The following is a 26,932-nucleotide window of genomic DNA, read 5'->3' as shown; positions in this document are numbered from 1 at the left end:
GCAGCGATTGAGCAAACGCCAACGTTAGTTTTGTGTGTCAGAATTTGTCGATGAGGGAAAGTCTTCTTCGCAAGGAATACCATTGGCATTGTCATCAAGCTGAGTCTCAGGGCAATTGGTCAAAAAGAAACGTGCTTCTTCGGGGGAATGCATTTCATGGCAAAAGCGTCGGCCATCACAACGGAATTTGGGATCGCGTTTAAATACGGCACCCTGCACGCCCTGCACAATCTCCTTGATTAAACCGCGCTCCTCACCACGCTCTTCCGCCTGTTTGTTTAAATGATAATTCCACGCGGCAAGCGCCAGTATGCCCAGCAAAATCCACTTTTTCATTGATGTGTCCCCGTTGTGACAGCTTTAGTGTGGTGTGTCACTACTACGGATTTAGACTAGCCTATTATCAAAAATAGTAAAACCATGTAAGTTAGTTTATTAGTTTGTTTTATTCTTGTTCTATTTACTCTGGGTACGATGACTAATGACCAACGCAATACCCCCTAACGTGACGGCACTAGCGATAAAGAATCGAAGTGACAGCGTTTCGTCGACAAGAAAAAAGCCGCCGAGCGCGGCAATCAGCGGGACCGAGAGCTGGCCCACTGCGGCGCTGCTGACCCGCAAATGTGGTAAAACTTTGAACCAAAGTGCGTAGCCGATAGCCGATGTCACCACCCCCGACAGCACCGCGAGTAGAACGGGCGGCCACAGCAGATTGCTATAGACAAAACCCATGACCAACAACGGCGAACTTAACCAGCTCGCACGAACGAAATGCGTTTTTGTATCGCTGAGGGGCGCACGCGAACCACGACCTACAGTGCTATAAGCGCCCCATGCAGTGCCCGCTAAGCTCATTAGCACTACTGCAAAAGCGGTGAATGGCTCGGCAAACTGCGGCCACACCAGATACAAAAAACCCGCCAATGCCAGCACAATACCAACGATTTCGATGACGCCATAACGTGTCCCACGCCATGCACCGATCGCTAACATACTCAGTTGCACCGCGGTAAACAGAATCAACGCCCCAACACCTGTGGCAAGTCCTACATAAGCATAGGCAAAGCAATAAGCGTATGCCGTGAGCCACAACGCGCCCCACCAACTGGCTTTTCTTGTCCGCTCGAATTCCCCGCGCGGACTTCGTTGTTGCCCTACGAATACCATTACAGCAAGCGCTACCGCTCCCGAAACAAGACGCAGCAACGTAAATTGCGCCGGCTCCATCGCAAACTCGGCCAGCGCCCAGCGGCATAACACCGAATTACCGGCAAAAGCGCAGAGTGCCAATAACGTCAGCAGTACTTTCACACCTTGGTTCACTGGTTAACCTTTCGTAGTTCGGTTCATTGTGTGTTGATGATACAAGAATGGATACAAGAGCGGGTACAAAAAAGGCACCAACGTTGCCGAAGGTGCCTCTCTATTAGCTTGTTGCTAAAAAACGTGGCTTACCAGCCAGTTTTCTCGCGCAATGCTTTACCGATGTCAGCCAAGCTGCGTACGGTTTTAACGCCAGCGGCTTCAAGCGCTGCGAACTTCTCGTCTGCAGTACCTTTACCACCAGAGATGATCGCGCCTGCGTGACCCATACGTTTACCCGGAGGAGCAGTCACACCAGCGATGTAAGATACCACTGGTTTGGTCACGTTGTGCTTGATGTACTCAGCTGCTTCTTCTTCAGCAGTACCACCGATCTCACCGATCATGACGATAGCTTCGGTCGCTGGATCTTTTTCGAACATTTCGAGAATGTCGATGAAGTTAGAACCAGGGATAGGGTCACCACCGATACCAACACAGGTTGACTGGCCGAAGCCTTCGTCTGTGGTTTGCTTCACGGCTTCATAGGTCAACGTACCTGAACGTGAAACGATGCCCACTTTACCTGCTTTGTGGATGTGACCTGGCATGATACCAATCTTACACTCGTCAGGAGTGATAACGCCTGGGCAGTTTGGACCGATCATGCGCACACCTTTGTGCGTCAAGTATTCTTTCACATACAGCATATCCAACGTAGGGATACCTTCAGTGATACAGACGATCAACTCGATACCTGCGTCAGCAGCTTCGATGATAGAGTCTTTACAGAAAGGTGCTGGTACGTAGATAACAGATGCAGTTGCGCCTGTTTGCTCTACTGCTTCACGCACAGTGTTGAATACTGGCAAACCAAGGTGCGTTTGACCGCCTTTACCTGGGGTTACACCGCCAACCATTTGTGTGCCATAAGCAATTGCTTGCTCAGAGTGGAACGTACCCTGACCACCAGTGAAACCCTGGCAGATAACTTTGGTGTTTTTATCGATCAAGATAGACATTATTGACCTCCTGCCGCAGCAACCACTTTATCAGCAGCGTCAGACAAGCTTTCGGCTGCGATGATGTTCAGGCCACTTTCTGCTAATTTCTGACGACCTAGTTCTGCGTTGTTACCTTCAAGACGAACAACAACAGGAACTTTAACGCCAACTTCTTCAACTGCGCCCATGATACCTTCTGCGATCATGTCACAACGTACGATACCACCGAAGATGTTAACCAGTACGGCTTGTACTGCGTCGTCAGACAAGATGATCTTGAATGCTTCAGTTACGCGCTCTTTAGTTGCGCCGCCACCAACATCCAAAAAGTTTGCAGGCTGGCCGCCAGCAAGCTTAACGATGTCCATGGTACCCATCGCCAAACCAGCGCCGTTGACCATACAACCGATGTTGCCATCAAGCGCTACGTAGTTTAGTTCCCACTTCGCTGCTTGTGCTTCACGCTCGTCTTCTTGCGAAGGATCGTGCATTTCACGGATCTTCGGCTGACGATACAACGCGTTGCTGTCGATGTTGATCTTGCCGTCCAAGCAATGCAGGTTGCCTTGGTCAGTAATCACCAATGGGTTGATTTCTAGCAATGCGAAGTCGTACTGTTCGAACATTGCCGCAAGGCCCAAGAAGATTTTGGTGAACTGCTTCACTTGGTCTGGGTTAAGGCCCAGTTTGAAGCCCAGCTCACGACCTTGGTAAGGCTGTGCGCCGACAGTTGGGTCGATCACAGCTTTCAAGATTTTTTCAGGTGTTTCTTCTGCAACTTTCTCGATTTCAACACCACCTTCAGTTGACGCCATGAACACGATTTTACGTGTTGCGCGGTCAACTACTGCGCCTAAGTACAGTTCTGAAGCGATATCAGTAAGGCTCTCAACCAAGATTTTCGCAACCGGCTGACCGTTCGCGTCTGTTTGGTAGGTGACCAAGTTTTTGCCTAACCAGTTGTTAGCAAAGTCACGTACTTCGTCATGGCTAGAAACAAGCTTTACACCGCCCGCTTTACCACGGCCACCGGCGTGCACTTGTGCTTTAACTACCCAACGCTCACCGCCAATTTTCTTGGCAGCTTCAACGGCTTCTTCTGCAGTATCAACTGCGAAGCCTTCAGATACTGGCAAACCGAACTCTTTGAAGAGTTGTTTGGCCTGATACTCATGCAAATTCATGATGATCTTCCGATTCGTTTGAACAACAAAAGCAGCTTAGTGCTGCTTACCCGAAAATTTCGCGCGTATTTTACAGTTTTGCGCGCAAAAAAGACAGCCGCATGTGCAAATGGCATGCTACATGCGGCTTTACTTCTGTTAGATGTCCAACAACAGACGTTGTGGATCTTCCAGTAACTCTTTGATAGTGACCAAGAAGCCTACCGATTCTTTACCATCGATAATGCGGTGGTCATACGACAATGCTAAGTACATCATCGGCAAGATTTCGACTTTACCGTCGACCGCCATTGGGCGATCTTGGATTTTATGCATACCCAAGATAGCGCTTTGCGGTGGATTCAGGATTGGCGTCGACAACAGTGAACCGAACACACCACCGTTGGTGATAGTGAAGTTACCGCCTTGCATGTCGTCCATGGTCAACTTACCGTCACGACCTTTGATAGCGAGGTCACGGATGCCATTTTCGATTTCCGCAATGCTCATTTTGTCGGTATCACGCAGAACTGGGGTTACCAAGCCACGTGGTGTTGACACGGCAATGCTGATGTCAAAGTAGTTGTGATAAACAATGTCATCACCATCAATTGACGCATTCACTTCTGGGAAGCGCTTCAACGCTTCGGTCACGGCCTTCACGTAGAAGCCCATGAAGCCTAGACGCGTGTCATGACGCTTCTCGAATTCGTCTTTGTACTTCTTACGCAAGTCCATGATCGGCTTCATGTTGACTTCGTTAAAGGTGGTCAACATAGCCGTTGCGTTCTTCGCTTCAAGCAAGCGCTTGGCGATGGTTTTACGCAGACGGGTCATAGGAACACGCTTCTGATCACGGTCGCCAGCTGCTGCTGGTGCGCTGCTTTCGCTCTTCGCAGCTGCAGGCGCTGCTTTCTTACCGCCTTCTTTGACGTGCTTCTCAACGTCTTCTTTGGTGACGCGACCGCCTTTACCAGTGCCTTTTACGTCAGACGCTTTCAGGTCGTGCTCAGCCAGTAAGCGACGTACGGCTGGGCCAGCGACTTCGCTGTCGCTGTCGTCGTCGCTTGCCGAATCAGCTTTATCTGTAGATTCGTCATTCCCCGTAGTAGAACTACGGGCTACGTCGTCACCACCTGCGCCGGCTTCAACGATACCGATGACGTCATCAGCACCCACAGTCGCGCCTTCGTCTTGCTTGATTTCCGCAAGGACGCCGTCGGCCGGGGCCACAACTTCAAGCACAACTTTGTCGGTTTCGATATCAACAAGGTTTTGGTCACGGGTAACTTTTTCACCCGCTTTCACGTGCCATGCAGCGATGGTTGCGTCAGCTACTGACTCTGGCAACTGTGGTACTTTGACTTCGAGTTTTTCACCGCTGCCCGATTTGGCTGCTGGTTTCTCGTCTTTCTTGTCATCAGATTTTTTGTCTTCTGACTTTTTGTCGTCCGACTTATCTGCAGACTCTGACTTTTTCGAGTCGTCGGCATCCCCCGCAGTAGAACTGCCGGCTACGATTTTGCCGATCACTTCTTCAGCGCCAACGGTTGCGCCTTCTTCGGCGATGATTTCACCGATTTCGCCGTCTTCTGGCGCGACAACTTCAAGGACTACCTTGTCGGTTTCGATATCGACCAGATTTTGATCGCGCGACACTTTGTCACCTGGCTTAACGTGCCAAGTAGCAACTGTTGCATCAGCAACAGATTCAGGGAGTTGTGGAACTTTAATATCAATAGCCATGGTCAATTATCACCTATTTAATGGTTAGCGCGTCATCGACTAATTTTTGCTGCTGTTTGTTATGCTCAGACAAATAACCTACTGCCGGTGCAGCCGAGGCTTCACGTCCTGCGTACGTTAAGTCTGCGCCTTTCGGAATTGCCGCTCTAAAGTGATGCTGGCTGCTATACCAGGCACCTTGGTTTTGCGGTTCTTCTTGGCACCAAACAAAATCTTTCACATGCTTGTATTCTTTCAAGATCTCAGCCACTTCTTCGGCTGGGAACGGATACAATTGCTCAATTCGAATAATAGCAATGTCTGTTTGTTCGCGCTCACGGCGCTCTTTCAACAGATCGTAGTAAACTTTGCCCGAGCAGAATATCACGCGTTTGACTTTCTTCGCGTCCAATTTATCGATTTCACCAATCGCATTTTGGAACACGCCATCGGTCATTTCATCTATGTCAGATACGGCCAACGGATGGCGCAATAGCGACTTAGGTGTCATCACGATCAGCGGGCGACGTACTGGACGTAACTGCTGACGACGTAACATATGGAACACCTGCGCCGGCGTTGTCGGTACACAGACAGACCAGTTGTGATCAGCTGACAGTTGCAAGAAACGTTCAAGGCGTGCTGAGCTATGCTCTGGGCCCTGACCTTCATAGCCGTGCGGCAACAACATGGTCAAACCGCATAAACGGCCCCACTTTTGTTCGCCCGAGCTTAAGAACTGGTCAATCACCACTTGCGCGCCGTTCACGAAGTCACCGAACTGGGCTTCCCAAAGTACGAGCGCTTTAGGCTCTGCAGTTGCGTAACCATACTCAAAGGCAACGACTGCTGCTTCAGACAATACCGAGTCGTAAATTTCGATCGGGCCTTGGCCTTCACGGATGTTATTCAACGGCATGTAGGTAGATGCATCTTTTTGGTTATGCAGTACCGCATGACGGTGGAAGAACGTACCGCGGCCGCTGTCTTGGCCTGTTAGACGAATATGAATACCTTCGTCGACAAGTGTCGCGTAAGCTAAGGTTTCAGCGAAGCCCCAATCGGCTTTCTTCTCGCCTTTGGCCATTTTCAGACGCTCGTCGTAGACTTTTTTCACGCGCGAATGTAGCTTGTGGTCTTCTGGTACAGTGCTCATCGCAATACCAATTTCTTCAAGCTGAGCTTTACTAATCTTCGCGTCGTACTCGACATCCCATTCGTTACCAACGTATTGCGACCAATCACTCGAGTGCGCTTTCATTTCACGCCATTCATCGACAACGATTTCGCCCTTATCAAGCTGATCTCGATAATCGCTCACGAAGCTGTCTTCGGCATCAGCGTTAATCACGCCAGCTTCGGCTAAGCGTTTCGCGTAGATGCTACGGGCTACAGGATGCTTTTTAACTTTTGCATACATAACTGGCTGCGTAGCGCTTGGCTCATCAGCTTCGTTGTGGCCGTGGCGACGATAGCACACCAGGTCGATCATCACGTCGCGTTTGAATTCGTTGCGGAAATCAATCGCGAGTTGCGTCACGAAAACCACGGCTTCTGGATCGTCGGCATTCACGTGGAAGATCGGCGCCTGCACCATTTTAGCGATGTCGGTACAGTATTGCGTGGAACGCGTATCTTCGCGTTTCGACGTGGTAAAGCCGACTTGGTTATTCACCACAATACGAATCGAGCCGCCGCACTGGAAGCCACGCGTTTGTGACATATTAAAGGTTTCTTGCACGATACCTTGACCGGCGATAGCGGAGTCGCCGTGAATCGTAATAGGCAACACTTTCGAACCGTCTTTGTCACCCAAGCGGTCCATACGCGCTCGCACTGAGCCCATAACCACGGGGTTTACAATTTCGAGGTGCGACGGGTTGAATGCTAGCGCAAGGTGCACATCACCGCCTGGCGTAGCGAAGTCAGATGAGAAGCCCATGTGGTACTTCACGTCACCTGAGCCTTTACTGGCTGCATGCTTACCGGCGAACTCGTCGAACAGGTCTTGTGGCTTCTTACCAAGCACGTTGACCAAAACGTTCAAACGGCCACGGTGCGCCATACCAATCACGGCTTCTTTAGTGCCCTGCTCGCCCGCGCGGCTGATTAAGGCTTTCAACATTGGAATAAGGCTATCGCCACCTTCCAATGAGAAACGCTTAGCGCCTGGAAATTTCGAGCCTAAGTATTTTTCTAGGCCGTCGGCGGCAATCATTTCTTTCAGAATTTTCTTTTGCTGCTCAGATTTGAACTCAGGGCGTCCACGCACACCTTCAAGACGTTGTTGAATCCAACGTTTCTCTTCAGTCGAGACAATATGCATATATTCAGCGCCGATGGAGCCGCAATAAATCTGCTCGAGCAACTGGTGAATTTCACCAAGCTTCATGGTCTCTTGACCAACCGCCAGCGAACCCACATTGAATTCTTTATCGAAATCGTCTTTAGACAGGTCGTGATGCTCTAATGATAGGTCTGGAACCTGTTCCTGCTTCCATAAATCGAGCGGATCAAGGTTCGCATGTTGATGACCACGGAATCGATAAGCATTGATCAGTTGCAGTACTCGCACCTGCTTTTGATCTGGAGCACCAGCAACAACAGTACCTGCTTGCTTCAATTTATTTTTGGCAAGGGTACGGAATTGCTCACGAATTTCACTGTGCTTGGTGTCATGGCCGCTACCTTCACGCGGCAACTGGTCGAAGAAGCTTCGCCATTCATCACCAACAGCAGTAGGATCGTCAAGGTACAACTCAAAGAGTTCCTCAACGTATGCCATGTTACCACCAGCTAGGTGGGAGGATTCAAGCCAGGCTTGCATTACGCCATCTTGCATCGCTGTTCCTTCACACTCGTTTTATAAAAAAATAGCCATCCAAGCTGGATGGCTATTTCGATACAGCTCGGCCATTACTATAGCAAATCAACACGATAGTATTAAATCGCGCGACTTAATAGCATGGATTTGATGTGTCCAATAGCCTTTGTTGGGTTCAAACCTTTCGGGCAAACGTTCACGCAGTTCATGATGCCGTGACAACGGAAAACACTAAATGCGTCGTCTAAGTCATCAAGGCGCTCTTCGGTAGCCGTGTCGCGACTATCAATCAAGAAACGATAGGCATGCAACAAGCCAGCTGGGCCGATGAATTTGTCTGGGTTCCACCAGAATGATGGGCACGAAGTTGAACAGCACGCACAGAGAATACACTCGTACAAACCATCAAGCTTGGCACGCTCTTCTGGCGATTGCAGACGCTCACGCGCTGGTGGCGTTTTGTCGTCATTAATCAAATAAGGTTTGATCTTTTCGTACTGCTTGTAGAACTGCGTCATGTCTACAATTAAGTCACGAATAACCGGCAAACCTGGCAATGGACGAATCACAATCTTGCTGCCTTTAAGAGCAGACATTGGCGTGATACAAGCCAAGCCATTCTTACCGTTCATGTTCAAACCGTCAGAACCACACACACCTTCACGGCATGAGCGACGGAATGCTAACGTTGGATCTTGCTCTTTCAATTTCAACAGCAAGTCCAGCACCATCATGTCCTGATTATCCTCGATTTCGAGGGTGTAATCCTTCATATAAGGTGCGTTATCAACATCCGGGTTGTAACGATAAACTGAAATACTCAACTTCTTCATCGTTGTCACCTAACCTTAGTAAGTCCGCGCTTTTGGCGGGAATGCTTCACGTAGCTTCGGCTGCATGTTCACTTCGCGCTTCAGCATCTCTTCCGTTTCCGGACGATAAACACTGTGTACCAACCAGTTTTCGTCATCACGATCTGGGTAGTCAGCACGGCTGTGTGCGCCACGACTTTCCGTACGGAAGTTCGCTGAAACTGCGGTTGAATAAGCGGTTTCCATCAGGTTATCAAGTTCTAAGCACTCGATACGCTGGGTATTAAACTCAGCACTGGTGTCATCAAGACGAGCGTTCTTAAGGCGCTCACGGATCTCTTTAAGCTCCGCCAAGCCTTCTTTCATCGCTTCGCCTTCACGGAAGACCGAGAAGTTCAACTGCATACACTTCTGCAAGTCTTTCTTAATTTGTACTGGGTCTTCACCGTCTTTATTGCTTTCCCAACGGTTAACGCGCGCTAATGCTGCGTCGATGTCGCTTTGACTTGCTTCACGTGCTTCGGTATTGGCTGCCAAAGCATCGCCCAAGTGCAAGCCGGTCGCACGACCGAACACCACCAAGTCAAGCAGCGAGTTACCGCCCAAGCGGTTCGCACCGTGCACAGATACACAAGCAATTTCACCACAAGCGAACAAGCCTTGAATCGGCGACGTTTTACCGTCAGCATCGATTTGTAATGCTTGGCCGTTCACGTCAGTTGGGATACCGCCCATCATGTAGTGACAGGTTGGAATAACTGGAATTGGCTCTTCCGCTGGGTCAACGTGCGCGAAGGTCTTCGCCAAGTCACATACGCCTGGCAAGCGACTCTCGAGAACTTCACGACCCAAGTGATCAAGTTTCAGTTTCAAGTGTGGACCTAAAGGACCATCACAGCCGCGGCCTTCGCGGATTTCAGTCATCATTGAGCGCGCAACAACGTCACGCGACGCCAAGTCTTTAGCATTCGGCGCGTAACGCTCCATAAAGCGCTCACCATCTTTGTTCAAGAGGTAACCACCTTCACCACGGCAACCCTCGGTCACCAGGGTACCTGCACCGGCAATACCGGTTGGGTGGAACTGCCACATTTCCATATCTTGCACCGGAACGCCTGCACGCAACGCCATACCAACGCCGTCACCAGTGTTGATGTGAGCGTTGGTCGTTGAGGCGTAGATACGACCTGCACCACCCGTTGCAAGCACTACGGCTTTGGCTTTTACGTAGAAGATTTCACCGGTTTCGATGTTCAGGGTCGTTACACCAACCACTGCACCGTCTTGGTTCTTCACAAGGTCAAGCGCATACCACTCCGAGAATACAGTGGTCTTGTTCTTGACGTTTTGTTGGTACAACAAGTGCAATAATGCGTGGCCGGTACGGTCTGCAGCAGCCGCTGTACGTGCAGCTTGCTCGCCACCGAAGGCTTTCGACTGACCACCGAATGGACGCTGATAAACTTTACCGTTCTCAAAACGTGAGAATGGCAAGCCCATGTTTTCCAGTTCCAAAATCGCTTCTGGACCGGTTTTACACATGTACTCGATAGCGTCTTGGTCACCGATGTAGTCCGAACCTTTCACGGTATCGAACATGTGCCATTCCCAGTTATCTTCGTGCGCGTTACCCAATGCAACGGTGATACCACCTTGCGCAGATACGGTGTGCGAACGCGTTGGGAAGACTTTCGACATCAGTGCACAGGTCATGCCTGACTGAGAAATTTGTAGTGCTGCGCGCATACCTGCGCCGCCGGCACCAATGACTACTGCATCAAATTCAAGAGTTTGTACGCTCACTTACACACCCTCCACAGGCCACACTACGAGTAGGCCAGCTAGCCAGTACACGATAAGTGCAACACTTACTACGAATTGAATGAAAGCTCGTAAGCCAGAATTTTTGACGTAATCAGTCAATACCTGCCAGATACCAATCCAGCCATGGATAAGAACTGAGGTTAACGCCAACATAGTGAAGATCTTCATACCTAAGTTTGCGAACAAGTTTGTCCACACGGCATAGTTCACAGTTTCTGCTGAAACCAAGAAGCTCACCATGAAGATGGCGTACAAAGCCATGATGATGGCTGATGCGCGTAGCAGGATAAAGTCATGGGTTCCGCTACGGCCAAATGTTGAAGCTACTTTTACCATAACCACACCCCTGCTAAAGCTGAAAGTACGATAGCGAGTACAAATACGATGTACGCACTGATACGGCCAGAGTTGAGCTCTTCAAAGTAGCCCATATCCATAAACATATGGCGTACGCCAGCCAGCAAGTGATAACCAAGTGCGGTTAAAATACCCCAGGCGATAAACTTAGCAATGAAGCTGGTGAACAGGTCGTGCACCATTGCAAAGCCCTCGGCTGATTGCAGTGAAGTTGCCAATGCCCACACCAGTAAACCAATCGAGATCAGCATGATCACGCCAGAAACACGGTGCAAGATGGAACTAAGTCCCGCAGCGGGGAGACTAATAGTTGTAAGGTCTAAATTTACAGGTCTTTGTTTTTTCACGATTGTTGTGCCTTTCAGAAAAGCATTGTTAACATGCTCGGAACTTCAAACATCCTCGCCCTGTTACTTGTTATGATTACTGTAAAGTATACGGTAAGAGGACCCTGTGAGATCGCCGCCAAAGTATATAAGCCATAGCAATGAATTACAATTCTCTAGCGCCGACTTTCCAAGAAAAACGTGATTTTTTTCGCTTTAGATCAACAGACAAGAAACCAGCTCTTGCCGCAACCCTACCTTAGTCGTATACACAGAAGTTACGATTCAACGTATAACCGTTTCGATTGAATTGACGAAAGCGCGCAACATTGTCATCCAAATGCCATACTGATGCGTAACAATGACACTTTTACTTGACGCTGTTCGGGGTTTTGCCCAGAACTAAACAGCCGTTTGAATTGACAATGGCGGTTAAGATCAAGTAAATTCTAGCGCTCTTTTTTAGTGATGAAGCAGATTAAAACAAGGAGATTTCCTTATGGCTGATCGTAAAGCCACCCTGCAGATTGACGGCCAATCCATTGAATTACCAGTGTTATCTGGTACAGCCGGCTATGATGTAGTTGACGTGCGTACTCTCGGAAAACACGGGTTCTTCACTTTCGACCCAGGCTTTCTAGCAACGGGTTCATGTGAATCAAAGATCACCTACATTGATGGTGAAAACGGCATCCTTCTGCACCGCGGATATCCGATTGATCAGCTCGCTACGCAAGCGGATTATCTCGAAGTATGTTACATGCTGCTCCACGGTGAAGCTCCTACAGCTGAGCAATATGATAATTTTAAAGCCACGATCACCAAGCACACTATGGTGCATCAAGGTTTACACAATTTCTTTAATGGTTTCCGTCGCGACGCGCATCCAATGGCGATGCTCTGTGCGGTTACCGGTGCCCTTTCTTCTTTTTATCATGATGACCTTGATATCCATGATGAAAAACAACGTTTACGTAGTGCGTACCGCTTAATTGCGAAAATGCCTACCATTGCTGCCATGGCTTATAAATTTAGCATTGGTCAGCCGTTTGTTTATCCACAAAACGATCTGTCGTACTCAGAAAACTTCTTAAATATGATGTTCTCTGTTCCGGCTGAAGATTACAAAGTGAATCCTATCATCGCCAAAGCGATGGACCGTATTTTCACGTTGCACGCTGATCATGAGCAGAATGCTTCAACGTCTACTGTTCGTTTGGCAGGTTCATCCGGCGCAAACCCTTATGCGTGTATTGCAGCGGGTGTTGCATCACTTTGGGGCCCTGCCCATGGCGGCGCGAACGAAGCTTGTTTGCGCATGTTGAAAGAAATCGGCTCGGTCGACAATATTCCTAAGTACATCGAAAAAGCGAAAGACAAGAACGACCCGTTCCGTCTGATGGGCTTTGGTCACCGTGTTTACAAAAACTTTGACCCGCGTGCGACTGTTATGCGTGAAAGTGCACACGAAGTACTCAAAGAGTTGAACATTGACGATCCGTTGCTTGACGTGGCTATGGAACTCGAACGCATTGCGTTAGAAGACCCGTACTTCGTTGAGAAGAAACTGTACCCGAACGTCGACTTCTACTCAGGTATCATTCTGAAAGCCATTGGCATTCCGACCAACATGTTTACCGTGATCTTTGCTTTATCACGTACTGTTGGCTGGATTTCACACTGGCACGAAATGATGGGTGAAGCGAACCAGAAAATCGGTCGTCCACGTCAGCTTTACACTGGTGAAGCGAAACGTGACTTCACACCGATCAAGCGTTAAGATTTCCACCACTTTGGTGAGTTTCGCTAAAGATTCGTAAAAAGCACGCTACGGCGTGCTTTTTTTATGTCTATTTCTTAGCCAACCGAAAATTAATAGTAAACAAGAACCTCCTCTACAGACCATTAAAAACAATGGCTTTCGATAAAAATTAAACTCCAATTAGAAATTTGGCACGCAACCTGCATAAACCTTACCAAAGAAACAAACGTCTTAACTTGCATTCGTTGTATCGGCAGGTTTGACCCGTACTAGAAGTACGGGCTACCACCAACGAACAGCGAACAGCAAATAGCGAACAACGAAGTAAAAAACGGGGGTAATTCACATGAGTTCCAATTCACGCAGTAAATCAATGAATACAGCAAGCTTTGCCGGCTTGACTGCTTTAATTCTGACTTCAAGTCTGTTGCTAAACGGTTGCGGTCAGGCCGGCGCCTCAAATCAAACAAAAGCAGAAGAAGAGGTTGTGGTGCGCATCCCTGTTGCGACCGAAGTGGTCGAACGCCAAGCCATCACTTCGAGTTTCCGCACCACTGCAACCCTTGAGGCTCGTGAAGAGACCGACATCATCAGCAAGGCTAATGGTATTGTTGAAGAAATTCTTGTTGAAGAAGGCGATTGGGTTGAAAAAGGTCAGCTGCTCGCCAACCTACGCGATGATGAATACCGTATTCAGGTGGCACAAGCCAAGGCTGAGCTGAACAGCATCCAGCAAGAACTGAAGCGCGTAAAAGACATGGCAGAGCGTGACATGATCAGTGCCGATGCTTATGACAAACTCCGCTTTCAAGCAGATACTCTGCAAGCACGCTACGATATGGCAGCACTCAATTTGGCGGAAACTGAAATTCGTGCGCCTATTTCGGGTTTCATCGCCGCGCGTTATGCCAAGACCGGCAACATGATCAGCCAATATCAGCCGCAAAAGTTGTTTCATATCGTCGCACTAGATGAGCTGCAAGGTAATGTATACCTGCCAGAACGCGAACTGCAATTCATCGAAGTTGGCCAAACTGCTGAACTACAAGTCAGTGCGATGCCAGGTAAAACCTTAATGGCTAAGGTTGACCGCATCAGTCCTGTGGTCGACACCCAGTCTGGAACATTCAAAGTTGTTTTGAGTGTCGCCAACCCTGACAGTGCGCTAAAAGCGGGTATGTTTGCCCATGTAAAATTACATTATGCGACACACAACGATGCTGTAACTGTCCCCCGCTATGCTGTGCAAAGCCTTGATGGCAAACACAGTGTCTTTACCGTTGATGCAGAAGGCGTTGCGCACAAAGTTGACGTAGTGCTTGGTTTTGAAGACGAAACCCATGTTGAGATTCTCGACGGTATAGAAGCTGGCGAACAATTGGTCGTTAGCGGTCAAGCCAATCTTAAAGATGCCGCCTTGGTAGAAGTTATCGATAATATCAAGAGCGAGCAACAATCATGAGTCTAGCCAAATTAGCAGTACGGCGACCGGTCACGGTCGCCATGTTTACCCTCGCAGTATTGCTGTTTGGCATGGTCTCGTTAGGCCGCATCCCGGTCACTTTACTGCCTGATCTTTCTTACCCAACGCTTACCGTGCGCACCGACTACCCCGGCGGTGCTCCTGGTGAAGTAGAACAGTTAGTAAGTAAGCCCATTGAAGAAGCCCTCGGCACTGTAAAAGGCGTGCGCCGCATCGAGTCAATCTCGCGTGCAGGACAAAGTGATGTGCTGCTTGAGTTTGCCTGGGGCAGTGACATGGACATGGCCAGTCTCGATGTTCGCGAGAAAATGGACCTTGTGCCCTTGCCTTTAGATCTCGAAAAACCAACGCTACTGCGCTTTAATCCCGCGGAAGAGCCTATTTTCCGTTTAGCATTAGGTTATGCGGATATCAGCGACCCTAACGTTGATGAACTCAAGCGCTTACGTACCTTTGCCGAGGAAGAACTAAAACGCCATCTTGAAGCCGTTGAAGGTGTTGCTTCTGTTCGCCTTGGTGGCGGTCTCGAAGACGAAATTCAAGTGCTCGTCAATGAACAGCAGGCCACACAACTGCAAATTCCAATGAGCTTGATTATGCAACGGCTCAAGGAAGAAAATATTAATTTGTCAGGTGGTCGCTTAGAAGCGCAGCGCGCAGAATACTTGGTGCGCACGCTAAACCAATTTGAAGATTTAGATGACATCCGTAGCATTTACATTGCAACCCGCAACGACCGCCCTATTCTCTTGCGCGACATTGCAGATGTCAGCAACAGCTATAAAGAGCGAGACTCGATTAGCCGCATTGCAGGTCGCGAAGCTGTCGAAGTTTCACTGTATAAAGAAGGCGATGCCAATACCGTTCAAGTTTCGAAAGCCATTCAAAGCCACTTAGCCTATTTACAAGAACGCGACGTTGTTCCGAACCAGTACCAAGTTACGCCTATTTCTGACCAAGCTGTATTCATCCAAGCGGCCATTGCAGAAGTGCGTGACGCGGCGATTTTTGGTGGTTTGTTGGCCATGGTGATTATCTATTTGTTCTTGCAGCGCCTATGGCCGACGGTCATTATTTCGATGGCAATACCGGTGTCGATTATTGCCACCTTCAACCTCATGCATGGCTATCAAATTTCGCTAAATATGATGTCGCTGGGCGGTATCGCTTTAGCTGTGGGGATGCTCGTTGATAACGCCATTGTGGTGCTCGAAAATATCGCCCGCCATAATGAAGAAACCGACGTTGCCACCGCCGCCGAAAAAGGCACCAGCGAAGTAACTGGCGCCATCATTGCCTCGACGCTAACAACCATGGCCGTATTCTTCCCATTGGTGTTTGTCGAAGGCCTTGCCGGCCAACTCTTTGCTGACCAAGCATTGACCGTCACATTCTCGTTGTTAGCCTCATTACTGGTGGCACTTACCCTGATTCCAATGTTATCGGCCAAGCAAAAGAGTGCTGATGCAGCAATTACCGCACAACAGCACTTTGCCCCCGCGCAGCAGCGCCAAGGCTGGCGTTTTTGGGTTATGACGCCATTATTTTTGGTGTTCCGCTGGCTGCCATTAGCTATTGCAACAGTGCTAGTCGCACTATGGCGTGGCCTTGCTAAGTTGCTGGGTGTGGCCGTACGGCCCTTGCTGCGCAGCTTCGATTGGAGCTACCAACATCTAGCTGCCGCTTACCAAAAGCTACTTGCAAAAGCACTTGCCAATGCCAAAGCCACGCTGGCTGTGATTGTGTTAATGGCTGCCGGCTGTTATGCACTACTTCCGCAGTTGCCGGTAAGCCTCTTACCTAGCATGGCGCAAGGCGAATTCTACGTTGAAATCGAGTTACAACCCGGTGCGACCATCGACGAAACCGACGCTGTTCTAACCGGACTCGCTCAGCATCTTGAGGGCAACGCGGAGCTTGCGCAAAGTGTTGAGAAAGCCTACAGCATTGCTGGTACAGGTAGCTTGCTCAACGCCTCGCCAGGACAAAACGGTAACCAGTGGGGACGTTTTAACGTTGTCATGAAGGACGCGAGCGATGTTTTCGCCGAAGAACGCGTGCAGAACTACCTACGTGACTACGTACAACGTATCCCTGGCGTCAGTGTCAAACTCGGTCGTCCAGAGCTGTTTAGTTTTAGTAGCCCAATGGCCATTGAGATTACTGGCTATGATATTGAACTATTACAGCAAGCTGCTGACACCGTTGCCGCTGCTTTGGCTGAAGATAATCGCTTCACGGATATCCGCACCAATATGTCGGACGGTCAACCGGAAATCGCGATCTTCTTCGACCATGCGCGTTTGGCTCAATACGGCCTAACGAGTGCCACGGTTTCTGAGTTGCTAGCGACAAAAATCGGTGGTCGTGTGGCGACTCAATTCAGCCTCGAAGATCGCAAAATTGATATCTTGGTGCGCAGCCAAGAGCAAGACCGTGACTCGTTACGCGACTTGCAACTGATGGTGATTAATCCAGGTGCAGCACGCGAAATTCCATTACAGGCAGTAGCTGACATTCAGCAAATCATGGGACCCAGCGAGATCACCCGCTTGGATCAAGAGCGTACTGCGATTGTGAACGCGAATCTTGCCTTTGGCGACTTGGGAACAGCCGTGCAAGCTGCCGAAAAGGTCCTCGCCGAAACGCAACTTCCGCTCACTGTTGAAGCTCGCATCGCTGGTCAAAACGAAGAAATGCAACAGTCATTTAAGTCACTGCAAATGGCTTTAATGCTGGCTGTGTTCTTGGTTTATTTGATTATGGCGTCGCAGTTTGAGTCATTACTGCATCCGTTTTTCATACTCTTCAGTGTGCCTCTAGCCGGCGCAGGTTCAGTATTAGGCTTGTATTTGCTGAATACCGAGCTGAGTGTGATTGTTTTCATTGGTCTCATCATGCTTGCCGGGATTGTGGTCAACAACGCGATTGTTTTGGTGGATCGTATCAACCAACTACGTGAACAAGGCGCCAGTCGTTACGATGCCGTGTATCAAGCGGCGCAGCAGCGCTTACGGCCAATTCTCATGACCATGTTTACCACCGTGCTCGGTCTCCTGCCATTAGCGCTAGGGCTTGGTGAAGGTGCCGAGATCCGCGCGCCAATGGCGATTAGTGTTATTGCCGGATTGCTCTTTTCTACGCTACTGACCTTACTGTTTATTCCATGCTTGTATTTGTTGGTGGACCGCAAGAACGTCAAGGTCGTGCCAGCAGAGGAGGCGCAATCATGACCGCAGCAGAGATCGGTGCTAGCTTGGCACGGCTTGCATTGCGCCGCCCAGTCACGATTTGTATGTTGTTCTTGTCGATGTTGCTGCTAGGTGCGATTAGTTCACGCTTGTTGCCGCTGGAAAAGTTTCCGGGTATCGAAATCCCAGAAATGGTGGTTACCGTGCCCTACCCGAACTCGACACCTGCAGAGGTTGAGCGGCTGATAACTCGGCCGCTCGAAGAAGCATTGGCAACCATTACCAACATCAAGCGCATGCGATCGTTCTCAACAGGCGACAATGCCCAGGTGGTGTTGCAGTTTGAATGGGGCGAGGACGTTAATGCGAAGAGCATTGAAGCGCGGGAAAAAGTTGATGGTATAAAACACTTACTTCCGGATGACGTTGAGCGCATTCAAGTCATGCAATTTAACACCGAAGATATGCCGGTATTTCAGTTGCGGATTTCGAGTCAGCGTGATCTCAACAATGCTTATGACCTGTTAGACCGCAGCCTGCGACGTCCGATTGAGCGCGTTGAAGGCGTGTCGCAAGTGACCCTCTATGGCGTCGAAAAGCAGCAAATTGTGATTCGTTTAGACCAAGAGCGATTACTCCAACATCGCCTATCGGCAGCTGATATTGCCTCACGCTTGCGAGCGGCTAACTTTTCGCTTACCGCGGGTTACATCGAGAATGACGACGAGCGTATTTTAGTCAATCCAGTGGGTGAGTTTCAGTCGGAATACGAAATTCGCCAGTTTCCCATCACAGCCCAGTTGAAGCTGGGGGACGTTGCGACAGTGCAGCGCGAAATGCCACGCAAAACTGACGGTCGCCACCTCGACCAGGTTTATGCAATTGGCATGGACGTTTTTAAAGAGTCGTCACAGAACTTGGTGGATGTATCGGACCGCGTCCGCGCGGTGGTCGAAGAAATTCGTAACGATCCGCAATTCAACGGCATTAACTTGTTCGTGATGGATGATACGGCAAAAAGCGTCAAAACTTCGCTACATGACTTGTTAATTGCAGGCCTCATCGGTGCTGGTTTATCGTTTATTGTCTTATTCTTATTTTTGCGCAACATTGTCACCACGTTGGTTGTCGTTCTCTCGGTGCCCATTGCCATCTGTATCGCTTTAGGCGGTATGTACTTTCTCGGTTACTCGCTCAACGTGCTGTCACTCATGGGCTTGATGCTGGCCATTGGTATGCTGGTTGATAACGCCGTCGTTATCACCGAAAGCATTCAATACGAGGTCGAGCAAGGCCTGAAAGCTGAGCAAGCAACACTACAAGGTGTTGGCAATGTATCGCTGGCGGTACTGGCGGGCACATTGACCACAGCAATAGTCTTCTTGCCCAATATTTTTGGTAAGAAAATCGACATTACGATTTTCTTAGAACACACAGCAATCGCGATTTGTTTATCACTGTTAGCTTCGTTGCTCATCGCACAAACCCTGATCCCATTATTGGCGAGCAAACTGACCAAAGTGATGGGCAGTAAAAAGCCACAGCAGCGGCCTTCACGTTATCGCAAGGCGTTGCAATGGAGCTGGCGTCATCCACGTTGGACCGGCTTGTTTGCGCTGCTGATTCTCGCCAGTATTGTGATTCCACTCGGCGCGGTTTCTGGTGACCAACAAGATGAGGGCTTTAACGATCGTTTATTCCTCAACTATAACCTGCACCAACAATACAGCTTGGCCGAAGTTGAAGCTGAAGTCGCGCGCATGGAGGAATTTCTCTACGCCAACCAAGACGACTTCTACATTGATGCGGTCTATAGCTATTACACGCCAAACTACGCCATTTCTACCTTATTGATGAAACCTGATCGACCGGTAAAAATGAGCGAATTGATGGCAAAAATGCGCGAGCAATTTCCCAAAATGCTGCGCAGCGAACCGCAGTTTGGCAGGGGGGGCGGCGGTGAAGGTGTTCGCATTACCTTGAACGGCCAGTCTACCGAGGTACTGCAAGACTTAAGCGCGCGCTTTATTCCGTTATTAGCCTCGATCGAGGGGCTTAACGATTTACGCAGTGAAACGGACGCAGGTCAATTCGAATACCTCGTCACTATCGATCGTGAACGTGCCCACAATCTGGGACTAAGTTCGGGGGCCGTCGCCCAACAGATCGCTACCGCCTTACGCGGTAACCGTCTCCGCTCATTCCGAGGCGACCCTAATGGTGAAGTACCCTTGCGTATCGCTTTTGACAAAGATCTTGAAACCTCGCTTGAAGCTTTGCAAAACTTACCCATTAGCCAGGTCGATGGGCGTACGGTTCCGTTAGCTGCCGTCGCCGATTTTCGCATTGAACCGCGGTTAGGCGCTATCCGTCGTCTCGATCGCCGCACTTCACTCGCGATTCAAGCCAACCTTAACAGTGACGAGTTAACCCTTGACCAAGCGCGTGAGCAAATTACCACACTGCTCAATAAAGTCAGTCTTCCCGACGGCTATACATGGTCGCTTGACGGTAGTTTTCAGCGTCAACAAGAAGCTGAGAACGTCATGCTCACCAATACCTTATTAGCGGTAGTCATGATTTATATCGTTATGGCTGCACTATTTGAGTCGGTATTGTTACCAACCTCGGTGATCACGTCATTGCTATTTTCAATTGTCGGCGTATTTTGGGCGCTGATGTTGACCGGTCAGAGCATGGACATCATGGCCATGATTGGCATCCTGATCTTGATGGGGATTGTGGTGAATAACGGTATTGTCCTCGTCGACCGGATCAATCAGTTGCTGGCAGCCGGACATACGTTGGAAGAAGCGGTTATTGAGGGAAGTGTCAGTCGCCTAAGACCGATTTTGATGACTGTCGCCACCACCGTATTGGGTTTGGTACCTCTCGCTTTTGGTACCACGCAAATCGGTGGTGATGGTCCGCCGTATGCGCCGATGGCAATTGCCATTATCGGCGGTCTGCTGCTATCGACCATCACCAGTCTATTTCTGGTACCTTACGTGTACGCACGATTGCTGTGGTGGCGCGAGCGCTGGCACGCACTCAAGGCGCGTGCCGTAAACACCGTCGATGGAGTCAAATTACTCAAGTAATTGCTGATTTGCCCGATCTAAGTCGGCTGGCGTATCAATGCCAGCCGGCGGATTGGCAATCGCCTCGGCAACATGAATACGTTCGCCGTACCATAACACGCGTAATTGCTCCAACGACTCAATGGTTTCCAATGGACTCGGATCCCATTCCACGTATCGCCAAACAAATCCTGCGCGATACGCATAAATGCCAATATGCCGCATATATGCGGCCTGGTCACCCAACTTGTCATGGTTTAACGCATCGCGTTCATAAGGAATGGGGGCACGTGAAAAGTACAACGCATAACCATTCGCATCGGTGACCACTTTCACTGCGTTTGGATTTTTTACTTCTTCCAAATTAGTGATTGGCACGGCCAATGTCGCCATCTGCGCAGCACGCTGGTTCATTAGGTTATCGGCCACTTGGCGAATAATCTCGGGCGGTATAAACGGCTCATCACCTTGCACATTAACAACCACTTGATCATCGGCAATGGCCAAATAATCAATCACCTCGGCAATGCGTTCAGTCCCAGACTGATGATGGCTAGCTGTGAGCATTGCTCGTCCGCCAAAGGCTTCTACGGCATCTACAATACGTTGATCGTCGGTGGCCACAATCACTTCGGCGGCGCCGGCTGCAGCTGCCCGTTCATAGACCCTTTGGATCATGGATTTATTGCCAATCATCGCCAACGGCTTACCTGGCAAGCGGGTTGAGGCATAACGTGCTGGAATAATTACAGTAAAACTCATTTGGGAAGTTGCTCCAAGTCAGCAGCGCTTAACTCGCGCGCTTCGCTACGCAGTAAATAAGGAATGTCATCACGGACTGGGTAAGCAAGACGTTCGCCACGGCAGATGAGCTCTGACGTCGTGGCGTTCCACACCAAACGACCCTTGCATAAAGGGCATGCCAAGAGCGCTAACGTGCGTTCATCAAGAGCCATGCTTAAACCTCTTTAGTTCCGTATCGAGTCGCTGCCAAAAGACCTCGTCGAGCTGTGCAGCTACCGGTAAATAATAGCAATTTTCGGTGGCCAACGAGCGCCATTTCATCGCGTCTTTTTCCGTCATCAAAATGACGTCGTAACTTTGCAATTGCTCAGCATCCTGACGCTGAAAAGCATAATGGTCTGGGTACGCCTTACAGTCAAATTCGCGCGGCTCCAGAGCTTTGACTGTTGCAAAAAAACGTTGTGGATGACCGATGCCGGCAAGCGCAACGGTGCGCCCTACCGGTAATTCGTCACAAGGGCTATCGTCACGCACGTGGCGCCACCCCCGGCTTTGCAACTGCATGGTAAAACAACGCTTTGCTGAGGGCATTTGGTGCGCTGCACGCGCGTTGAGCTGGCCATTGACGACCACCGCATCGACGCTTGCTAAGCGTTTAGCGTTTTCGCGCAAAGGTCCAATCGGCAAACACCAACCGTTACCAAGTCCGCGTTCACCATCCACCACAGCGATTTCGAATTGCCGTGGCAAACGGTAATGTTGCAAGCCATCGTCGCTAATAATCACCGTAGTTGTTGGGGCATGGGCCAAGACGTGCTCGGCTGCAGCCATTCGATTCGGCGCGACAACCACAGGCACCTGCGCCCGGCGCGCTAATAATAGGGGTTCGTCGCCGCAGGCCTGAGCTGAGGTCGTGGCGGTAACCACTAGCGGAAACGGACCTTTCCCCCCATAACCGCGTGACACGATAGCAGGATGTTCGCCTTGCGCTTGTAAGTGCTTAACCAGTGCTAACGTCATTGGCGTCTTACCCGTACCACCGACACTAATATTGCCAACGACAATCACCGGTACCGGCAGCGGCTTTGGTGGATTTGCCAGCGCTACGCGACGCCGCCAGCGACTCACTAGCACAAACAACGCATGCAGCGGCAGCAATAGCCATAGCCACCAACGAACCTGCGGGCGATACCAAGCGTCACTCAGCGACATCAGCCAAGCTCACCGCTAAATTGCAAGCTATAGAGCTGATAGTAAGCCCCCTCCTGCTCCAGCAGTTCTTGATGGCTTCCGCGCTCGACTACGCCACCGTCTTCAAGCACTAAAATTTCGTCGGCTTTTTCAATCGTCGACAGGCGATGAGCAATAACTATCGAGGTGCGGTCTTTCTGTAAATTTTGCAGCGCGGTTTGGATGTGACGTTCAGATTCAGTGTCCAGCGCTGACGTTGCTTCATCAAGAATTAAAATCGGCGCGTCGCGCAATAAAGCACGCGCAATCGCAATACGTTGCCGCTGTCCACCAGAAAGCATAACGCCATTTTCACCGACCATCGTATCTAAGCCGTTTGGCAGGTTATCAGTAAATTCAGTTACATAAGCCAGCTCAGCAACCTCGCGTAAACGCTCTGCTGACACTTCACCACGCGCACCATAGGCAATGTTGTTAGCGATACTGTCATTGAACAAGGTTACATGTTGCGAGACCAATGCGAACTGCCGCCGCAATGACTTAAGCTTGTAGTCGTAAATGTCCACGCCATCGAGCTTAATCACCCCATCTTGCGGTGTATAAAAGCGCGCCAGCAAATTCGAAATGGTCGATTTACCGCTTCCGGAACGGCCCACCAATGCCAACGTTTTACCAGGTGCGACATGAAAACTAACATCGTTCAAAGCTGGTGAGTCGGTATCATCGTAACTGAAGGTCACATGTTCAAAGCGAATGTCGCCCTGCGCCCGATCAAGCTGCTTTTTACCCGAATCATTCTCGGCTTTTTCATCCAGAATACTAAAGATACTTTGCGCCGCCGCAATCCCGCGCTGAAAGTCACTATTCACCGTCGTCAGTTGCTTTAATGGTCGCAACAGCATAATCATTGCTGTCAACATGGTGGTAAACGCACCGGCGGTGAGCTGTTCAAGCATTTCTGGATAACTTGCTAACACCAAAACCATCGACAAACTGAACGAGGCAATCAGCTGAATCACCGAGGTACTCAAGGTTTGCGCGTTGATCAGCTTCATGTGTTGATTACGAGTGAAATCGGTCACTTTTTCAAAGCGTTTTGATTCGCGCTTCTGCCCCTCATACATCACCACGACTTTATGGCCATTCAACATCTGTTCAGCGGTAGTCGTCACGTCACCCATCGCATTTTGGATTCGATTCGAAACCTTGCGGAAACGTTTGGAGACAACCGAGACAATTTTTGCAATCAACGGTCCAATCAGCAGGAATACCAGTGACAAAAGCCAACTGTGGTAGAACATCAACGCCAGCAAACCGATAACATATGCGCCTTCACGAATAAGTACGATAACCGCGCGGCTGCTTGCTTCTGCTACCTGTTGTGTGGTGTAGGTTAATTTGGAAAGTAAATCCCCCGTCGAATGCCGGTCATGAAAAGCTACGGGCAGCTTTACTAAGTGATCAAACAACTGCTGACGCAACGACGTAACAACGCGGAAGCCCACCCAATTAAGAAAATAGGTCGAAATAAAATTAAACAACCCGCGCAGAATAAAAATGACGGGCACAAAAATCGCACCGTAGAGCAGTATTTTAGGATCGCTTTCAGTCAAGCCGTCATCGATCAACGTCTGAATTTGCGAGAGAAAAAACGTGTCGACCGCAGCGTAGCCGATCATGCCAAAAATAGAAAAGAAGAACGCCGCTCGATAGGGTTTGATGTAGCCCAGCAGGCGTCGAAATGTTTTTTGTTTTACTGTCTCTGCACTCATGCAATTGCTTCTAGTGACAAATCGTTCGGTCATTCTAACCGTTTTCTGCTGTTACTGGCTAGTTTCCACATCAAACCAATAACCTAAAGCAGCCGAGAGTGGTTGCTCGAGTGACCAGTGCACGCCATCACTGTGCACCGTTATCTGCCCACCACGAGCGGTATCAATAATCGGAACTCTCAGTGCTTGATAAGTGGCCATTACCTCGCGGTGTGGATGTCCGTAGGCTGAGTTACGGCCCCGACTTAACAGCGCTGCAGCGGGCTTTACGTGGCGCACAAAATAAGTTTCTGACGAGCTTTTACTGCCATGGTGCGGTATCACCAATAGATCAGCTTGCACCGGCGCAAGTTCGGCCAGCAGCTTTCGTTCACTTTGCTTTTCAATGTCGCCGGTCACCAATACTTTAACTTGCCCCAGCCGTAACACGATGACGCACGAGTCATTATTACTATGATTACCTCGTTGCGCCGCGTGGCGCGGATGCAACACCCGCCACGTGACCCCTCGCCAAGTACCACTTTGTCCAGCTAAACAGGGCGCGCCGTGCCGCCCTCCGTACCATCGAACGGCGGCATACTGTTCGGACAGTACCTTGTAGCCGCCTTCGTGATCACGGTCAGTGTGGGTAATAAAACCAAGTTCAGGTCGTAACCGGCGTTCTTGTAAAAACGGCACAATGACGCGTTCCGCCATCGAACCAAAGCCGTCCCAGCTTGCCCCAGTGTCAATAAGCATGGCATGTCCCTGACGTTCAACAACCAATGCGCTCCCCTGTTCGACATCCAATACATGAAGCTGGAATGCCGAATTCGGTGGTACTGCTTGGACAACGAAATAAGTAAACGTCAGCACAGCAACGCCAAGCAGGCGCCAGCGCCAGACCACCGGAACGATAATCACAGTGACGCCAACCACCAACCACGGCCACGGCGGCAACTGCGCGGCGACAAGCCACTGCCAAGGCTGCTCTGCCAGTCGATCTAAATAGGGCCATAGTTTATTCAATGGCCAGATCGCCAGTTGCAGCCACCACTGTCCCCATGCCAGTTGGTTTGCAGTAGCACAAACGAGTCCGATCAGGCCGACAGGCAATACCCACAAGCTTACCAATGGCACCACGACTAAGTTAGTGAGCGCTGCGGCACTGGCCACCCCACCGAAAGCGGCAGCCATTACCGGCACAAACAGCAAGGTGATGAGCCACTCAAACCGCCACAATGATTTTAACTTCGCCGCTCGCCCACGGTAAGGAAGCCAGCGCCAATTCATAAGAAAGATACTGGCGACTGCACCTACCGATAACCAAAAACCCATACTTAAGGGGGCAAGCGGTTGCAGCAAAATAACGACGATAACGGCACGCAATACCACACGAAACGAACTGACACGACAGGCATAAGCCTTGTGCCACCAGATCACCAACAGCATTAACAAAGCTCTTAATGTGGCAATGGCAAAGCCTGCGAGCCATGCGTATAGTAACGCCACTGGTAAAGCGCACCACGGGGTGAGTTGCCATAAATTCATCTGCTCACGTTGCCTACGTGTTCGCGGCCAGCGCATTAAAATGTGCCACGCTAGGGCAAAAACAAAACCGGTAACCAGTGATAGGTGCATACCGGAAATTGCTAATAGATGTGCCAATCCAGTACGTTGCACGACTTGCCATTCATCGGCACTTAATGCGAAACGCTCACCAACCAATAGCGCGAGTAGCACCCCTGCCTGCGGTACATCGGTAAGCGCACGCTGGAGCCGCGCCACTACTCGTTGCCTTGTACTGCTGGTTGGAGCTAGTCGCACACCACTGCGGATTGTGCCCAGCGCTTGAATGCCTTGTGCCAATAAATGGCGGTGGTAGCGCATACCTCCTTCATTACGGGTGCCCTGCGGTGGCTTCAACCGCACCACCATGCGCCAACGCTCCCCAGCTCTTGGTATACGTTGTGCGCCATTGGCGTGAGGATCATACCAGTGCAGACGGACTCGCTGTGGTAACGGTAGCGAGAGGTCTTTAGCGGCTTCGGCAACTATGGCGGTAATCCGCCACGCGTTCTCTTGCCGCGCAGTGATGGTATCGATAGCGAGTGTTAAAGCGATGTCGCCTTGAAACCAATCGTTAGCAACATGCTGTTGGGTAACGAAATAAGCATTGCCAGCGCCCCATAGAATACCGCACAATACGCACCCTAAAAAAATGCTCTGAAGGCGTGTACAATAACCGAGCACGAAACAAATGCTGGCCAGCACTGCAATCAGTGTCAGCAGAGCCAGACTAGCCGTCTGGTGAAAGCAGAAGCTTAAGGCGTAACCGCCAAGAAATGCGCACAACCACCGATCCATGGATGTTGTACCTTATTTTTTTG

The 26,932-nt window shown here is 50.0% G+C and carries 19 protein-coding genes; 4 read left to right on the top strand and 15 right to left on the bottom strand.

Translation table 11 applies throughout. From position 1 onward, the window contains the following. Window positions 1-24: 24 nt before the first annotated feature. The 10 genes from CWI70_RS01305 to sdhC form a co-directional block, all read right to left on the bottom strand. Window positions 25-336, bottom strand: coding sequence for an excalibur calcium-binding domain-containing protein (locus CWI70_RS01305; protein ID WP_126769844.1), 312 nt, complete (start codon window positions 334-336; stop codon window positions 25-27). A 120-nt stretch (window positions 337-456) separates the two neighbouring features. Continuing rightward, window positions 457-1,326 (bottom strand): DMT family transporter, encoded by an 870-nt coding sequence (locus CWI70_RS01300; protein WP_126769843.1) that lies wholly within the window; start codon window positions 1,324-1,326, stop codon window positions 457-459. Window positions 1,327-1,454: 128 nt separating this feature from the next. Next, window positions 1,455-2,327 (bottom strand): succinate--CoA ligase subunit alpha, encoded by an 873-nt coding sequence (gene sucD / locus CWI70_RS01295; RefSeq protein ID WP_126769841.1) that lies wholly within the window; start codon window positions 2,325-2,327, stop codon window positions 1,455-1,457. Further along, window positions 2,327-3,493, bottom strand: a complete 1,167-nt coding sequence (gene sucC / locus CWI70_RS01290; RefSeq protein WP_126769839.1) for an ADP-forming succinate--CoA ligase subunit beta — start codon at window positions 3,491-3,493, stop codon at window positions 2,327-2,329. Before sucC ends, sucD begins: the two co-directional genes overlap by 1 nt. 138 nt (window positions 3,494-3,631) lie before the next feature. Then, window positions 3,632-5,218, bottom strand: a complete 1,587-nt coding sequence (odhB, locus tag CWI70_RS01285; RefSeq protein ID WP_126769837.1) for a 2-oxoglutarate dehydrogenase complex dihydrolipoyllysine-residue succinyltransferase — start codon at window positions 5,216-5,218, stop codon at window positions 3,632-3,634. A gap of 13 nt (window positions 5,219-5,231) precedes the next feature. Next, window positions 5,232-8,039, bottom strand: a complete 2,808-nt coding sequence (locus CWI70_RS01280) for a 2-oxoglutarate dehydrogenase E1 component (RefSeq protein ID WP_126769835.1) — start codon at window positions 8,037-8,039, stop codon at window positions 5,232-5,234. Window positions 8,040-8,140: 101 nt separating this feature from the next. Continuing rightward, window positions 8,141-8,854 carry a succinate dehydrogenase iron-sulfur subunit gene (locus tag CWI70_RS01275; protein WP_126769833.1) on the bottom strand — a complete coding sequence of 238 codons (714 nt, stop codon included), beginning with the start codon at window positions 8,852-8,854 and terminating at the stop codon, window positions 8,141-8,143. A 15-nt stretch (window positions 8,855-8,869) separates the two neighbouring features. Then, on the bottom strand, window positions 8,870-10,636 hold the full coding sequence (gene sdhA / locus CWI70_RS01270; protein ID WP_126769831.1) for a succinate dehydrogenase flavoprotein subunit: 1,767 nt from the start codon (window positions 10,634-10,636) through the stop codon (window positions 8,870-8,872). Continuing rightward, window positions 10,637-10,993, bottom strand: coding sequence for a succinate dehydrogenase, hydrophobic membrane anchor protein (gene sdhD / locus CWI70_RS01265; protein WP_126769829.1), 357 nt, complete (start codon window positions 10,991-10,993; stop codon window positions 10,637-10,639). Continuing rightward, window positions 10,987-11,361, bottom strand: coding sequence for a succinate dehydrogenase, cytochrome b556 subunit (gene sdhC, locus CWI70_RS01260; protein WP_126769827.1), 375 nt, complete (start codon window positions 11,359-11,361; stop codon window positions 10,987-10,989). Before sdhC ends, sdhD begins: the two co-directional genes overlap by 7 nt. Window positions 11,362-11,839: 478 nt before the next feature. Between sdhC and CWI70_RS01255 the strand changes: the two genes are divergently transcribed. The 4 genes from CWI70_RS01255 (at window position 11,840) to CWI70_RS01240 (ending at window position 20,877) form a co-directional block, all read left to right on the top strand. After that, window positions 11,840-13,120 (top strand): citrate synthase, encoded by a 1,281-nt coding sequence (locus CWI70_RS01255; protein ID WP_126769825.1) that lies wholly within the window; start codon window positions 11,840-11,842, stop codon window positions 13,118-13,120. Window positions 13,121-13,448: 328 nt separating this feature from the next. Then, window positions 13,449-14,564, top strand: coding sequence for an efflux RND transporter periplasmic adaptor subunit (locus CWI70_RS01250; RefSeq protein WP_126769823.1), 1,116 nt, complete (start codon window positions 13,449-13,451; stop codon window positions 14,562-14,564). Next, a complete protein-coding gene (locus tag CWI70_RS01245; RefSeq protein ID WP_126769821.1) occupies window positions 14,561-17,818 on the top strand; it encodes an efflux RND transporter permease subunit in 3,258 nt (1,085 codons plus the stop codon). Before CWI70_RS01250 ends, CWI70_RS01245 begins: the two co-directional genes overlap by 4 nt. Continuing rightward, window positions 17,815-20,877: an efflux RND transporter permease subunit gene (locus CWI70_RS01240; protein ID WP_126769819.1), complete on the top strand. Its 3,063-nt coding sequence runs from the start codon at window positions 17,815-17,817 to the stop codon at window positions 20,875-20,877. Before CWI70_RS01245 ends, CWI70_RS01240 begins: the two co-directional genes overlap by 4 nt. On the opposite strand, the gene kdsB is transcribed toward CWI70_RS01240, so the two are convergent. Genes kdsB through CWI70_RS01215 form a run of 5 tightly spaced genes read right to left on the bottom strand, consistent with a single transcriptional unit; the run spans window position 20,866 to window position 26,909 of the window. Further along, window positions 20,866-21,618 carry a 3-deoxy-manno-octulosonate cytidylyltransferase gene (gene kdsB, locus CWI70_RS01235; protein ID WP_126769817.1) on the bottom strand — a complete coding sequence of 251 codons (753 nt, stop codon included), beginning with the start codon at window positions 21,616-21,618 and terminating at the stop codon, window positions 20,866-20,868. The two genes, CWI70_RS01240 and kdsB, sit on opposite strands and share 12 nt — an antisense overlap. Then, window positions 21,615-21,812 carry a Trm112 family protein gene (locus tag CWI70_RS01230; RefSeq protein ID WP_126769815.1) on the bottom strand — a complete coding sequence of 66 codons (198 nt, stop codon included), beginning with the start codon at window positions 21,810-21,812 and terminating at the stop codon, window positions 21,615-21,617. The genes kdsB and CWI70_RS01230 overlap by 4 nt, the downstream gene beginning before the upstream one ends. Next, complete coding sequence (gene lpxK / locus CWI70_RS01225) at window positions 21,802-22,812, bottom strand: tetraacyldisaccharide 4'-kinase (RefSeq protein WP_126769813.1); 1,011 nt, start codon at window positions 22,810-22,812, stop codon at window positions 21,802-21,804. Before lpxK ends, CWI70_RS01230 begins: the two co-directional genes overlap by 11 nt. Beyond that, window positions 22,812-24,563: a lipid A export permease/ATP-binding protein MsbA gene (gene msbA, locus CWI70_RS01220; RefSeq protein WP_126769811.1), complete on the bottom strand. Its 1,752-nt coding sequence runs from the start codon at window positions 24,561-24,563 to the stop codon at window positions 22,812-22,814. The genes lpxK and msbA overlap by 1 nt, the downstream gene beginning before the upstream one ends. A gap of 51 nt (window positions 24,564-24,614) precedes the next feature. Further along, on the bottom strand, window positions 24,615-26,909 hold the full coding sequence (locus tag CWI70_RS01215) for a DNA internalization-related competence protein ComEC/Rec2 (RefSeq protein ID WP_126769810.1): 2,295 nt from the start codon (window positions 26,907-26,909) through the stop codon (window positions 24,615-24,617). Window positions 26,910-26,932 lie beyond the last annotated feature (23 nt).

Origin of the sequence: Pseudidiomarina homiensis (assembly GCF_003987225.1) — a bacterium.
GTDB lineage: Bacteria > Pseudomonadota > Gammaproteobacteria > Enterobacterales > Alteromonadaceae > Pseudidiomarina > Pseudidiomarina homiensis.
The sequence above is the reverse complement of the archived record's forward strand: the minus strand, read 5'-3'. Positions and strand labels throughout refer to the sequence as shown.

What these genes read in the sequence shown, in the direction of transcription:
- CWI70_RS01305 (WP_126769844.1), bottom strand. Translation starts at nt 336, where the DNA reads ATGAAAAAGTGGATTTTGCTGGGCATACTGGCGCTTGCCGCGTGGAAT.
- sucD (WP_126769841.1), bottom strand. Translation starts at nt 2,327, where the DNA reads ATGTCTATCTTGATCGATAAAAACACCAAAGTTATCTGCCAGGGTTTC.
- sucC (WP_126769839.1), bottom strand. Translation starts at nt 3,493, where the DNA reads ATGAATTTGCATGAGTATCAGGCCAAACAACTCTTCAAAGAGTTCGGT.
- odhB (WP_126769837.1), bottom strand. Translation starts at nt 5,218, where the DNA reads ATGGCTATTGATATTAAAGTTCCACAACTCCCTGAATCTGTTGCTGAT.
- CWI70_RS01280 (WP_126769835.1), bottom strand. Translation starts at nt 8,039, where the DNA reads ATGCAAGATGGCGTAATGCAAGCCTGGCTTGAATCCTCCCACCTAGCT.
- CWI70_RS01275 (WP_126769833.1), bottom strand. Translation starts at nt 8,854, where the DNA reads ATGAAGAAGTTGAGTATTTCAGTTTATCGTTACAACCCGGATGTTGAT.
- sdhD (WP_126769829.1), bottom strand. Translation starts at nt 10,993, where the DNA reads ATGGTAAAAGTAGCTTCAACATTTGGCCGTAGCGGAACCCATGACTTT.
- CWI70_RS01255 (WP_126769825.1), top strand. Translation starts at nt 11,840, where the DNA reads ATGGCTGATCGTAAAGCCACCCTGCAGATTGACGGCCAATCCATTGAA.
- CWI70_RS01250 (WP_126769823.1), top strand. Translation starts at nt 13,449, where the DNA reads ATGAGTTCCAATTCACGCAGTAAATCAATGAATACAGCAAGCTTTGCC.
- CWI70_RS01245 (WP_126769821.1), top strand. Translation starts at nt 14,561, where the DNA reads ATGAGTCTAGCCAAATTAGCAGTACGGCGACCGGTCACGGTCGCCATG.
- CWI70_RS01240 (WP_126769819.1), top strand. Translation starts at nt 17,815, where the DNA reads ATGACCGCAGCAGAGATCGGTGCTAGCTTGGCACGGCTTGCATTGCGC.
- kdsB (WP_126769817.1), bottom strand. Translation starts at nt 21,618, where the DNA reads ATGAGTTTTACTGTAATTATTCCAGCACGTTATGCCTCAACCCGCTTG.
- CWI70_RS01230 (WP_126769815.1), bottom strand. Translation starts at nt 21,812, where the DNA reads ATGGCTCTTGATGAACGCACGTTAGCGCTCTTGGCATGCCCTTTATGC.
- lpxK (WP_126769813.1), bottom strand. Translation starts at nt 22,812, where the DNA reads ATGTCGCTGAGTGACGCTTGGTATCGCCCGCAGGTTCGTTGGTGGCTA.
- msbA (WP_126769811.1), bottom strand. Translation starts at nt 24,563, where the DNA reads ATGAGTGCAGAGACAGTAAAACAAAAAACATTTCGACGCCTGCTGGGC.
- CWI70_RS01215 (WP_126769810.1), bottom strand. Translation starts at nt 26,909, where the DNA reads ATGGATCGGTGGTTGTGCGCATTTCTTGGCGGTTACGCCTTAAGCTTC.